The organism is Saccharibacillus brassicae (assembly GCF_006542275.1).
GTDB lineage: Bacteria > Bacillota > Bacilli > Paenibacillales > Paenibacillaceae > Saccharibacillus > Saccharibacillus brassicae.
The window spans coordinates 1,988,246-2,002,373 of the sequence record NZ_CP041217.1; the positions used below are offsets into that span (position 1 = coordinate 1,988,246).

At 52.6% G+C, this 14,128-nt stretch carries 5 protein-coding genes; all 5 read right to left on the reverse strand.

The annotated features are described in order from the left end of the window. Positions 1–207: 207 nt before the first annotated feature. Positions 208–4,644, reverse strand: a complete 4,437-nt coding sequence (locus FFV09_RS08380) for an Ig-like domain-containing protein (RefSeq protein WP_141447412.1) — start codon at positions 4,642–4,644, stop codon at positions 208–210. Between the two features lie 177 nt (positions 4,645–4,821). Then, positions 4,822–6,027, reverse strand: coding sequence for a methionine adenosyltransferase (gene metK / locus FFV09_RS08385; RefSeq protein WP_141447413.1), 1,206 nt, complete (start codon positions 6,025–6,027; stop codon positions 4,822–4,824). Between the two features lie 208 nt (positions 6,028–6,235). Then, on the reverse strand, positions 6,236–9,262 hold the full coding sequence (locus tag FFV09_RS08390; RefSeq protein ID WP_170314967.1) for an S-layer homology domain-containing protein: 3,027 nt from the start codon (positions 9,260–9,262) through the stop codon (positions 6,236–6,238). A gap of 564 nt (positions 9,263–9,826) precedes the next feature. Then, complete coding sequence (locus FFV09_RS08395; protein ID WP_141447415.1) at positions 9,827–10,168, reverse strand: hypothetical protein; 342 nt, start codon at positions 10,166–10,168, stop codon at positions 9,827–9,829. Between the two features lie 190 nt (positions 10,169–10,358). Then, positions 10,359–13,937 carry an S-layer homology domain-containing protein gene (locus FFV09_RS08400; protein WP_141447416.1) on the reverse strand — a complete coding sequence of 1,193 codons (3,579 nt, stop codon included), beginning with the start codon at positions 13,935–13,937 and terminating at the stop codon, positions 10,359–10,361. Between the last annotated feature and the right edge of the window lie 191 nt (positions 13,938–14,128).

Here is a 14,128-nt window from a genome sequence, read left to right on the forward strand (position 1 = left end):
ATAGACTGAAACGGCGTAAAAAAGTTCCTGCAAATTCGACAAAAAAGAAATCACAATAACTAATTTTACCTTACTTCAGCAAAATGAAAAGAGAAAAAGCGATCATTTCCTCAAATAATCCGAAGAAATGATCGCTTTTGTTTACACGTGTATAAAGTTTGGTTGAAGAAGAAGAAAATGCTTGGGACTTTTGATTTAGGCAGGAATTTAGTTCAAATATCCCGATTTTTGGAGAACGCGCTGCAGCATCGTCGCCGCTTCCGCTTTGGTCGCGCTGCCCTGCGGATTAAATTTACCGCCGCTCGCTCCTTGAATGACGCCGGCTTGTACCGCTTTGGCGGCTTCGTCAACGAATTTGATCTTGGCTTTGTCTTTGAAAGAGGACAATACCTGGCTTGCGCTGCCGTCAAGCGTCAGCTCGGTTCCCGTATAATTCAACGCCCGGACCATCATGATCGCCATCTGCTCGCGCGTGATCGAATCATTCGGTCGGAACGTACCGTCGGTATTTCCGTTAATGATGCCTGCCTTGACGGCGGCACCGATCGATCCGATCGGCACTTTGCTGTATCCGATATCGCTAAAAGCGGCCGCAGCCGCGGCGTCGGAACTTAATCCGAAGCCGCGCGAGATGAGTTCGGCAAACTCGCCGCGCGTCATGTTGGCTTTTGGAGCGAACGCATTGAACAAAGTCGGACTCAGCACATATTTGGCGCCCAGTTCGTTAACCGTGTCCTGCGACCAATGTCCGGCTGCTCCGCTGACCGTGCGGGTCGAATTGACCGGAATCAGCGTACGTCCGCCCGTGAAATCCCCGGTCAACAGCATGCCCGCGGATTGTGCATTCGTTTTGGTCGGCACAAAAGACGGGGAGGTCGACGTGCCGTCGAAATAGACGACGGACGTCCGCGAGGCCGGAGCGTTCACGTTCAGCTTCAGCCGGTACGTGCCCAGCAGGTCAACGTTTTGGCCGGAAGATTGGGCACTGCCCGACGGACTGACGGAAGTTCGAATATCGACGGGACCGGTCAGCATTTGCGCGTCCGCATCGCTCAGCATGGTGATGGTGCGACCGAGCGAGGCCGCAGGCACCGTCTCAAGCTGTACGTTCAGCTGTGCATCGCTTCCGCCGGATACGCCGGCCAGCGAAGCCAGCGGCAGTTCGTAGGCGATGTCTTTGTGCCGAACCGTAAACGACAGGCCATCGTGTTTGGCGTAAGCGTCTTTCAATGGCTGGATCGGAATCGCGACGACTCCGGCCGTTTCCGCGTCGGGTACTTCAAAAACGACGGCGCCGTTTTTGGAGCTGCGCGCAAAAGCGGCATCCAACGCTTTTTGCAGCTCGGCCGCATTAAGCGTATACCGGTGCGTATTCGTATTGAGCGCCGAAGTCGCATCGGACGAAACGGCCGCAGAGCGCGCAAGAATCGTCATTTCCTTGCCGAATTCGGATGCCGGTAGAATCGATCCGTCCGCTGCGGGCGTAGTCGCCGGATCTGTCGCCTTCGTCGTTCCGGTGACGTTTTGTACCGGCATGCGGTTGAAGCCGATGACCGGTGTTCCCGATACGTTCTTGAGCGGTGTTCCGCCCGGCATATAGGACAACATAACGACTTGCCCGGCTTTTAATTCGGTTCCGAGTTTGAGCGTCAGGGTGCTGCCCGCGAACGAAGCCGAAGTCACTTCCAGTGCGTTGTTGTCCGCCGTAACCGAAAACTGCTTGTAAGCCGCTTCTGCCGGCGTAAGCAGGGAACCGGTGAACGTTACCGCGACCTGTCCCGCATTCCCGCTCGCCGTACGAATTCCGCTGGTGCCGGAAGCCGCATCGACCGGTTGGAGATTCAGGTAACCGGCGGCGTTGGCGTTAAGGTCGGCCAGCTTCAACGTCCCCGGAACATACGATACCGTGATATTTCCGTTTGCGATCAAGGAAGAAGCAAGCGTCAAGCGAACCTGGCTGCCCGTAACTTTGACTCCGTTCACATATACCGGGTTGCCGCCCGACAGTACCGAAAATTGGCTGTTGGTCGGCAGCGCGTCCGTTCTGAGCGTCTCGTTGTAATTCAGGACCAACTCCGTGCCGGCAAGTTCCGCATTCACGAACTCCGGCGGACGGGTATCCATCAGGTTTCGAATGCTGAAGTCGGAAAAGGCGGAGATATTTTGACCCAGCACGTCCTGCAGCGGATATCCGGCAGGCGTGTAGTTCACTTTTACGACGGCTCCGTCCGGCACTGCCGCATCCAGATACAGCAGAAGCGCCTGGGCACTGCTGCTGAGCGAACGAACCTCATAGCTGCGTCCGCCTGCCGTTACCGTAAACTGCCTTGCGGCTTGCGACGTAGGCGCTTTAACGCCGTTCTCGAAAATCAACGTAATCATGCTGCCGTATACGTTGCCTTCTTTTGGCTTAGGCATGGCGCTGTCGATCCCGTTCGTTACCGCGTAAGAAGACAGGGAAGCGGCCGCGTTCGCGTTATAATCGATCAGCGGACGGACTCCGGGATCGTAAGACACTTTCACGTCCTGGCCGACCGCAATTCCCGTATCCAAACGGATATACACGCTGTCTCCGCTAATATACGCGCTGCCCGGCACACGCTTCTCTCCGTTCACCCATACGGTGTAACTGGCCAGCAGAGGCGTCTGCGACACGTTCAGCGACTTGTTGTAGGCGAGACGAATCAATGTAGGGCTGTCCATTTTGGCACTTTGGATGACCGGCAGCGTGCTGTCGGAAGAAGACGTCTGGAAGCTCCACGACGTGCTCCCTTTGATCCCGGCAAAAGCAATCCCGGTATTCACCCGATCTCTGACCGCACCATTTTCCAAGTCGACGTAATAGAACGTTCCCGGCGCAAGTTTCTCTTTGGGCGTGAGGATGACTTCCGCCGCGTTGGCGGGATTGACGACAGCTTCCGCTTCGACCTTCGCTCCTCCGCTGCGATACAACGTAATCCCCGTGCCGCTCAAAGCCACGTTTCGGTTGAAGCGGATAGTCGGCTTGGCATCGGTAGGGACGCTCGTACTGCGATCGGTCGGATACAGGCTGGACATTTGCAGCAGTCCCGTATCCGCCATCGTCGAAAAGCTCCAAGTCAGAGGCTGTCCGGCTTTCGGATAGACGTTGCCTTCCGAATCTCCGAACAGGCCGGCCGGAACTTCCACCGTATACGTATACCCGCTCACAAGCGGCGTCGCCGGCGTAATGGTCATCGTCTTCGTTCCGCCGCCGGTAATGCGTCCGGAGCCCAGCGTCACGGTATCCGTGACTCCGTCGTTTCTGACGATTCGAAGGCTTCCCGTGCCGCTGTTCGGATACACGTTACGGCTGAACGTCAGCTGCAGGTTGGAGCCGGCCGTCACGCCTGTCGTCCCGGTCTGAGGAGTCATTGCGGACAAAGCCAAAGCGTCTCCCGTCGTCGTAAACGTCCACGTCCGGGAAGTCGGAATGCCGGCGAACGGCGTGCCGTCCAAATCGCGGAACAGGTCGGCATCGGCCAGTACATAATAAGTCGTGCCGCGTTCCAGTCCTTTGTAAGAAGCGGACGCCTGCGCACCCGTCTCGCTGTCCATTTTGAATTCGCTTGGCGTCAGCGTCTGAATGAGTTTACCGTCGTTCAGCCGATAAATCGAGACGCCGCCTTTGTTTGGCAAAGCTTCGGTCCCTTTATTCGGTACGACCGGCTCGCTGAACCGAATCGACAACGTTCCGTCCGTCCCTGCTCCCGACAAGCCGTTCTGCGGATTTTGCGTTAAAATCGTCGGTGCCACGTTGTTCGCCGACTCGGTTCGGAACGTCCAGTCGATCGCCTTGGCGTAGAATCGTCCCGACATGTCCGCAAACACGTTGGCATCGACATGCGCCCGATATCGAACGCCGGGCTTCAAAAATTCCGCATCCGGTTTGATCGATACGTTAGCCGTACCCAATCCGCTTACCTTTTCCGAGAGAACGGGAATTTTAAGAATCGCTTTGTTATCCGGCAGCGCCGGATCTTCTTGCGTCAAGACAATATCGCCTTCTGCCGCGGCAACGGCTTCCGAAAAAGCCAACCCCATTTTGAAGCCGCTTTTCACTCCGATCTCGTCGTTCGACGGGCTCGTTGCGGTCAATTCGGGATCGGTCGTATCGGCTTCCGCCCCCGTTTTGAACGTCCAGGTGATTGCGCTCGTAATGCCCGTCCAGACTTTGGCGGAAACGCCCTGCTGAATCTCCGTATCTTTCAGAACCGGAGACAGTATGCCCGCATCGGCCAAAATATAGTAGCCGGTGTTGGGCTCAAGCTTGAGCTGATCGCTTGGAAGCACCACTTGAGTCCCTTCGGTTTGAAATTGAAGTTCTCTGCCTCTGATTGTGCGTACCGTCGTGTTATCGCTTTGTTTTTTCAACACGAAAGTTTTGTCCGCTGCCCCTTCGGCCAACTTGACCGCACGATCAAAAGTCAGCAAAAACCCGGGTGTCAAAGACACGTTGGGCGCTTTGACGGCGGGCGAATACACTTGAACGGAAGCGGTCGCTTCCGCCTCGGCAGCGGCCGCGATATTCGAGCTTTGCGCTCCACCCATCGTTTCCCATGCGGCGGGCGCAAGCAGATTGATCATCATCAAGGAAGCCATGGCCAATGCGATTTTATTTTTCATTCGTACATCTCTCCTTCCGAAATCCGTAACAGACCGTCTTTTTCTATATCGGAAGAGAGCAAGAAAATGATTAGCCAAGCAGCCCGCGGACGTGGAGGGATGCAGCGCAAAAAGGGCCTCCCGAAGGAGACCCTTTTTCACGTAATGACCGCTGTAAACGAACAGGAAAACGAACCTTTAAGAGACGCCTGCCTGGCTTTTGAGATCTTCCGCTTTGTCCGTACGTTCCCAAGGCAGATCGATGTCCGTACGTCCGAAGTGGCCGTAGGCTGCCGTTTGCTTGTACAGCGGGCGGCGCAGATCCAGCATGCGAATGATGCCAGTCGGGCGCAGATCGAAGTTCTTGCGCACAAGCTTCACAAGCGTCTCTTCGCTGACCGTACCGGTTCCGTACGTATCGATACTGATCGAAACCGGGTTGGCTACGCCGATCGCATACGCCAGCTGAATCTCGCATTTGTCGGCCAACCCGGCGGCTACCAGGTTCTTGGCTACGTAACGGGCCGCATAAGCCGCGGAACGGTCGACTTTGGTCGGATCTTTGCCCGAGAAAGCGCCGCCGCCGTGGCGTGCATAACCGCCGTACGTATCGACGATGATCTTACGTCCCGTCAGTCCTGCGTCTCCCTGCGGGCCTCCGATCACGAAACGCCCGGTCGGATTGATGAAGTATTGGGTGGCGTCGTCCAGCAGTTCGGCCGGTACAACCGGCAGAATAACATGTTCTTTGATATCGCGCTGAATTTGCTCCAACGTGATTTCTTCGGCATGCTGCGTGGAGACGACAATCGCATCGACACGAACCGGCGTATCGCCGTCATATTCGATCGTCACCTGCGTTTTGCCGTCGGGCCGCAGGTATTCGAGCGTTCCGTTCTTGCGAACTTCCGCCAAGCGGCGAGCAATGCGATGCGACAGCGCGATCGGAAGCGGCATCAGTTCCGGCGTCTCATTCGACGCGAAGCCGAACATGAGTCCCTGGTCGCCGGCACCGATGTTTTCCGTTTCAAGCTTCATTTGCTCGGGATCGCGTGTCTCCAGCGCCGAATTGACGCCCTGCGCAATGTCAGCCGACTGTTCGTTAAGCGAAGTCAGCACCGCGCACGTATTGTAATCGAACCCGTATTTGGCACGGGTATACCCGATTTCCTTGATCGTGTTACGCACGATGGCCGGAATGTCCACGTATTCCGATTTCGTGCTGATCTCGCCGATGACGAGTACCAGTCCCGTCGCAACAGCGACTTCGCAAGCTACCCGGGCATTCGGATCATTAACCAAAAACGCATCCAAAACCGCATCGGAGATCTGATCGCAGATCTTGTCCGGATGACCTTCCGTTACGGATTCAGACGTAAATAAACGCCGTCCTTGAAGCGACATAAGCGTGTACCTCCTTGAATTCCACCTTAAAATTTCCCGTATACAAAAAACGAACCTTTCCCAATCGGGAAAAGGTTAATGATTCCATCCTCGGTTGTAATGGTAGCGGATTTGGGATGGGGTGTCAAATAAAACAAAAAAACACCCCGGCGTCCCGGGGTGTTTTTCCGTAACTTTGTCTGATTGAGAATTAAATCAGATTAGGAAATTATTGTTGACGTGCTGGTACAGTAGCGTTAACGCTGAAGGTAGCAAGAGCTGCATTGTCATCTGCGTTTACGACCGAAGATGTGCCAATTTGCTTAGTTGTAGCGTTAGCAGTTCCATCGAACGAAATGATTGCGGAAGCGCTAGCTGCGCCGGCATCACGAACGTTGAAAATTACTGTCAAAGTGTTGCTTGCAACAGCATTATTAGCTGTAGTAACGCTTGTTGCTTTTACAGGAGTGTTCGTACCCAGGTTGAGCGTGAACAATCTTGCAGCAGATTCAGCACCACCGTTTACATATACGCCTCTTGTAACTGGGATTTGTACTGTAAGGGTATCTGTCGAATTAGCGTAAGTGCGAGCTGTAACAGTTGCTGCTGTTCCAACTGGTCTGATTGCATTTGTTACACGAACAGTTTGAGCAGCCGAGTTGCCAAACTGGTCATTCAATGTGCTGAATACCAATCTGCCATTAGTGAAATCAGCTGGTACAGTATCTGGCAGTGTAACCGTTACTGTTTTGTTGCTGTTCGATGCAACAACGTTAGAAGGAGTCGCAACCGCTTCTACACCTGCAGCATTTACATAGTTGAATGTAACATTATTTGTTGTTGCTCCGGATACTGGAGCATCAAATGTTACTGCAACTGTGCGATCGTTGCCTACGCTTGGAGTTCCGTTAGCGCCGATCGATTCACGTGCATTAGTAATAGTTTTTCTTGCTTCAACTCGGCCTTCAGTGTTCGGAGTCGTGAAGAAGTTTCCGGAAGTGTTACCTACATAACTTGCTACCAATTCTTGTCCTTCCAGAATTGTAGCAGAACCAGAATTGTTCAAGAAGTTTCTAGCGTAGATGCGCACTGTGTTTGCACCTACTGGTTCTACATCTGCATTGCGATCAGTCAGAATAGTAGTTCCAGCTGCTGTACCGTTTTGAAGTGCTCTAGCCAGACGGTATTTGTTTGCTTCCAAAGCGTTCCCTGTTCCGCTAGTTGCGATTTGACCGGAGAATTGAACATATACCCACGATCCGCTAACCCAAGTGCGTTCCAGGGTAGCAGCAGCCGCTTGAGTCAGGTTGATTTGTGCGCTGTACGGAGTCAGAATGTTCTGAGCCGTTGTCACGTCACGTACGCCTGCTACTTCCAGCGTGTAGCTAGTTGCTGTCAGAGCCGTTGTAGGACCCAACGTGATGCGAACGGTACGGTTGTTCGTTCCTTGTGTTGCAGGAGCTACAACCGGATGTCCTTCGCTAGTCAGACCTGCGCTCGTTACAACTGCGCCGCTTGTGCTTCTCAGCGTGTAGTTGTTACGGTTCAGAGCCGAACCCGCTTCGGTTCCAGCAACGTTTACAGCTTTGCTGAACTGAACGTCTACATAGTAGTTGCCGTTTGCTGTACCAACGCTAGTACCCAGTACGGTAGGAGCAGTCAGATCCAGTGTAGGCGTTACTGTAGCTGTCAGCGTTTGAGCAGCGTTGCCGCTGTAATCCGTTACGCCAGTCAGCGTAATCGTGTTAGCGGAGAAGCTCAGGTTGCTGGAGAACGTCAGTTTAGCCGTTCTGCCGGACAGTTCAACGTTTGCTGGAGTCGATACATTGTTAGCGCGTGCGCTTGCAATGCTGCGAACTGGCTCACTGAATGTTACAGTCACTTCACGCAGATCGTTCGAAGTTGTCGAAGCGATCGTAGGAGCAGTCGTGTCCGCAACTACTGTGAATGTACGTTGTACCGGAGCCATTACCAGACCCGAGTAATCGCGTACGCCCGACAGGCTGATTGTGTGCTCGCCTACTGTCAGAGGAGTCTCGATCACAACCGAGTTTCTGTCGTAGTCGTAGTTGAAGTTTGCAGCTACTGCGCGGCCGTCGATGTTGATGCCGGCAACTGTGATGGAGCTAGCTACAACTGGCTCGCTGAACATAACTTCTACTGCGCCAGTGCCCAGAGCGTTAACTTCAGTGATTGTTGGAACTGCTACGTCCGAAGGTGTGAAGTTTACAGTGCCGGAGATTACAGTCGCTCCAGTGTTTTGCTTCACGTTGCTAACTTTAACCGAAGTTTGACGGTTGTTAGTAAGCATGTTGTTGGCTGTGTCAGCCAGCAGCAGGGTAACCGAACGGTTGTCGGCCGACAGCATAGCGCTTTCGATCGTTACGTCCGGGATGCTGTAGTTGTTGACGTTTTCTGCGGAAACCTTGTCCACTTGTCCGTCGAACATTACAGTTACTTGCTTCAGGTTGCTTGCAGCAGCGCTGTCAACCTTAGTAGCGTCCGTTACTTTCCAAGTTACGCTTTCGCTGTAATCTTTGCCGTCGTAAGTGAATGTTACAGTTGTAGCTACGTTAGGCTTAAGAGCCGTTGTAGGTTTAACTGTTACTTTTTCACCGTTAGCCAGCGTGAACACTACAGTTGCGCCGTTGTCTGTTACTTCGTACGAAGTTACAGCCGGTTTAACGACTGCAGTTTGGTACGAGTAAGCTGTGTCAACCAGCAGGCCGCGTGTTGCTGCTGCCGTGAAGTTCGACGTTCCGCTGATCAGGCCAGCGTTGATTGCAGCTTGTACTTCGCCTTTGGCCCAAGCCGATGCGCTATTGTTGATGCCCGTAGTTGGAACTTCGAGCTTAGCTGCGCGTACCAGTGTAGCTGCCATTTCTTGAACTGTTACTTTACCGTTCGGGTTGAACAGTTTTTTAGTTCCAGTTGTTGTACCTTGCATGTAGCCGGCTTTCGTTACGGCTTCAACGAAAGGCTTGTACCAAGCGTTCGCATAGTTTTGATCCTGGTAGGAGTTCGTGCCAGTAGTCGAAGTTTCCAGACCAGTCAGCAGAGCTACTACTTTCGCGAATTCAGCGCGAGTCATGTCTTTGTCGAGGTAAGCGTTGCCGTCTGGGTAGCCGGCGAAGATACCTTGAGTAACCAGTGCGTTATACTTTTCTTGCGTAGTAAGCGTTGCTGCCGATGTTACCGAAGCGAACATCGAGAGAGCCATAGCCGTAGAAAGGGCCAGGGATACAATTTTCTTCATACTTGTTTGTTCTCCTCCTTGGAGTAAAGCTGTGTTTTTTTTGTCTGTAGTCGGTTCGCATTCGCTCATGTTACCAATCGCTGATTGCACCCCCTTTCCAGAGTAGAGCAGGTAAATAAGTATAAATAAGGTCTGTGACGGGTATCACAGAAACTTGAAACCGGTAGTTAAGTAAGTGCAAAGACAAAGGATACCCAGTCCCGCTTCCCGTATTATACATTGGTCGCTAACCGCCGTAAAGTCCATTTTCGCACAAGCGCTCACAACTTTACGGATTTAAGGCCAATCTTTGGAAAATCAGGAGCTAAAGGCGTCTTGTTTTGACACTCAATAGATTAGACGCTGAAGGTTACAATAAAGTTGCGGCATTTTAAAAGTTTTTTTCGTTTTTCTAAAATGTCTGTAACTTCTAGCGCTTTTCCTCATTATGAGAGATGTCCACTCATTTACTTAAACCGCTTTTTATCTTTATAAACACAAAAAGCGCCGGGAATCGACGCTTTTTGTGTTCTTCTATCTTGTTCTTCTATTATAGAAGGTTACAAACTCCGGACGCAGCCGCTTTTAACGAATACGCAGAGCCAGCTGGATGATACGGGCGCGCATCTGAGGATCGACATCGAGCTTCTCGTACATTTCGTCGATCGGCTTCTTGTTGTCCTTGTACGTCTTGTCGTGCTTGATCGTGGCATGCGACCACGAGATCAGCTCGTTCTCGGCTTCTGCCAATTCGTTGAACGCGTCGTGGAATCCGGTCTCGATGACCAGCTTCTCCATCAGTTCCTGTTCAACCTCTTCGGTCTTCTGTTCTTCGGCTACACGTGCTTCCAATACCTTGGAACGTTCCTCGAACTTTGTTTTGGCTTTCATGTAATCGATCTGGGCTTTCGACTTAATCGGTTTCATCGCTACGTTTTCCACCTTCGCAGTAAGTATTGTTATTCGTTATTTTAACGTAAACTGCTTTAAATTACAAAAACGGTTTTAGACAATCTTTCAAGCGTACAGACATAGAAAAAGCAAGAAGCGCCTCCAAAATATAGAGACGCTCCATGCTTCAGTTTAGTTGCGTTAAATCGAAATCATTCTTGCAAGCTTACAGAGACTTCATTTTCTTCATAACCTTGACTGCGATGTCGGCAGCTTCGGCACGCGTGAACGTCGCTTTCGGATCGAAGCGGTACGTCGCCTTCTTCTGGCCTTCTTCGAGTTTGTTGGCCTTGCCTTCCATATACTTGCCTTTGGTCACCGCGAGAACGGCGCCTGCGTAGCTGGCATTGATGGTCGTGGCGTCGGTAAACGCTTTTTCGAGACCGGCTTTGGCTTTGGTGTTATCCGTAAGCTTCAGGTTCATCGCTCTGGCGATCATCATCGTGGCATCTTCGCGGCTGAGCGTGTTGTAAGGCATGAACACTCTCGGACCCGTACCCCGAATGATCCCTTTGCGTACGGCCGTTTCGATGTAGCGATAATCCATGTACTGGTTCGTCACGGGACCCACGTCATCGAAAGTACGTTTGGTGATGTCTTCGTCGTAATCCAGCGGAATGTTCAGCATTCTCACCAGCATCGTCGCGAACTCGCCGCGCGTAATGACTTCGTTGACGCCGAATTCGTTGGCATCTTTGGCTTTCATCACGCCGCGGGACATCATCATCTCTACGGATTCCCGCAGGTCGGATTGGGCAATGACGTCGCCGTAGCTGTAACGCAGGCCGAGTACGGCGTAATAACCGAATCCGTCGAGCGGAGCCGTAACGGTTTTAGCGGATTTGTTGACGGTACCGCCCAAGTTGATCCATTCGTTGCCGTTCAATCTCCAGATCCCCAGGTTGCCGGCCGAAGCATCGACCAGTTTAGGGTCATACTTGATGGTGATCGTACCGGTTTGGGTCGGTTCCAGCCACTGCTTGGACGAACGGCTTTCGAAGCCCGGAGTCGTGTAAGGCTGGTTGCCCGGAACGGTTTTGTAATCGTCGCTTGTAGCGGTCGACGTGAAGTACCCGGCATCGGTCCAGTACAAGTTGGAAGCATAACCGAAGTGCGGCTTTGGCACCATGCGGCTGATCATCGTACCGTTGGATTCCAGCAGTTTCAACTGGCCGTCGCGGTATCCGCCCTGACCGTCGTTTACGTTGACTTGATTGTAAATTTTAAGCGTGCGTCCATCCAGAGGGCTCGCGATTCCCGCGATCAATTCCTGCTTGTCGAACAAGCTGATCGTCGGAGACTGGCTGCCCGGCGTCGGGTTAATTTCTCTCAGCAGCGTTCCTTTTGGCAGGGAAATTTGCAGATCCCCTTTGAACAGTTTGAGCTTGCCGCCGGAAGGCATCGTCGTGCTGTACTGCGCGCCCTGTACGTTTTCGGACGAGTAGTTCACTTCGAACGTTCCGTTGGTTTTGGTCTTTCCGGCATTGACTACGAACTTAACAGTGTTTTTGCCCGCTTTCAATCCGGTAAGACGGCCGCGGAAAATGTCTTTGTCGCCTTTTTCAAGAGTCAGTTTGCCCACGAGCACGCTTGTCGCGCCTTCGGCTTGGATACTGATATCCAGGAAGTTTTGCGTAATGACGCTTTCGTTAGGCAGTTTCGGCGACAAAATCGTGTACGGACGCAGTTCGCGCGTTACCGTCAGCGTCTTCGATGTCGTCGAAGTTCCTTTGCGTACAAATACGGTTACTTTCAGGTCGCCCGTCGTCGGAAGGGACAGATCTTCGATAATAAACCCGTTTACGGTGCCTGCTTTGGAACTTACTCTCAGTTCGCCCGTGGACTGGGACCACGAAGTGCCGGTTCCGCGAGTCAGGCGCGTTTCTTTTTTGTTGCCGTCCAGACGCACGATGATTTCGTCTGCCGTATCGGCAGGCGTAATGGCGAACTCGACGTCCATCGACAATTCATTCGTCGTATACTTGTCTTTTTCCCCCGGAATAAAGAGTGCATTGTCCTGAGTCAGGGAATTGACCGGAAGCGGATGGAAATTTTCGATTTGAATGCTGTCGTTTTCGATCAGATACAAATTCAGCGTCGTCGAGACTTTTTTGCCGTCCGTCGTACCCGACAGCGTCAGCGTGTTGGAGCCCGGCGTCAGCGTCAGCGGGAAATCCGCGGAGCTGAGCGAGAACGTTCCGTCCGTAGACGTCACGGTTTTGGTCCGTCCGCTGTATTCGACCGTAACCGTATTGGTGGCTGCCGTAAAGTTAATCAGGCGGCCTTGAACCGATTTGACGTCTTCGGCGCTCGTGAAGACCTGCTCGTTATACAGGTTGGTCACCTGGATATAAGGAGCGGATTGATAGTTGATCGGAACGGAGACCGAATCGCTTCCGTATTCGAAAGTCAGAGTCTGGCGTCCGCTTTGGAGCTTGGTGATTTGGTACACGTTATAGCCTGTGCCGCTCGAATCGGTAAAAGCTTTGTAGTTGCCGGCCGGCAGCGCCGTACCGTCGACTTTGATATTGACCGCGGCGGAGTTGCCCGTATCGACGGCGATCCACAGCGGAAGTTCAGGAACGGAAACATACGGAGACGTGCCCGCATCGAAAAGAACTTTACTGCTGTAAGAGCTGATGCTGCTTGCGCCGTTCGTCACTCCGTAGAGCTGGTAAATGCTTTTGATGTAAGAATCGTTCGTTCCGCGCACTTTGAAGTTTACGGTTGCGCGCTGTTGGCTGTTGACGCGCAGGTCGAGTTGATACGAGCCCGAATCGAGCGCATCCACGGAGGCGGTCGTCCGGAAGCTGTAGATGACCAGCGAAGTGCCTACCGTATCTTTTTTCGTCAGCGTAACGCTGGCTTCATTGAAGTTCGTATACACCTGCGGCGTGTTGTCTACGATTTTGTTAAACGTGATCTTGCCGTCCAGCGTGTTCGGTGCCGTGCCGCTTGCCGGCATGGCGATGACGACTTCGCCGGACAGCTGTCCGGACGGCGAACCTTCGACGGTCGTATTCGGCTCGATCGCCGTCGTACCGATCTTGGTATTGTATACCTGTGCGTTGCCGTCGTAATACACGAGTGTCCGTGTCTCCGCGTACGAAGACGTAGCCGACTTGACTACGAACGTCAGCTTGTTGGAACCCTGCGTCAACGTCGGCGTGGCGTAGAACGTGCCGGCTCCGCCGCTGAACATCGAATTGCCGTTCAGCGTGACGTCGGCTGCGTTCGGAGCTTCTACCGTAATGGAAGGCGTCTGCGAGGATACGACGAACGGAACGTTTTCCTGCGTATCTTCGGCTCCGACTTTTACGGAAGAAAGGTTAGGAGCATCGATGAACGTGACGTAAGCCTGGTTCGAAACTTCCTGGCCGGTCGTGGTGGTCGCTTTGACCGTAATCCGGTTAAGTCCCGATTTCACGTTGACCTGATAAAACTTGAACGTCTTGTTGTCTCCCGTATCCGGTTGACGGTCGCCGCCGCTGCTGCTGCCGACAACCTTATCTCCTACCATCGATTCGATCACGTAAGTGATCGTCGACGTGTTCACATCCTGAAACGTACCGATAATGTCAATCTTGCCGTTGGCGCTGTTGGTAGGCGCCTTGATATCGGGACTCAAATTGGTGATTTTCAAGCTTCCGCCTGCCGCTGCTGCCGGATAGACCGGAAGCAGGGTGAAAATCAATACGACTGCCATCATTAAGCTCAGCAGAGACTTAATGCCCTGTTTACCCACTTGTACAGCTCCCCTTTTCGACGTACGTTCAATGAACGTCGTGTTGTTGTTGCCATTCCGCAATGGATCTCCCTCATTTCCCGCTTTACTGTTCCTGCTTACTCTTACTACGCGTCGTTATCTTTTTTATCGGCCCTGTCCCTGCAATATGTTATAAAAAACCCTTAATTTATGAATAAAAAAAGCCTTAC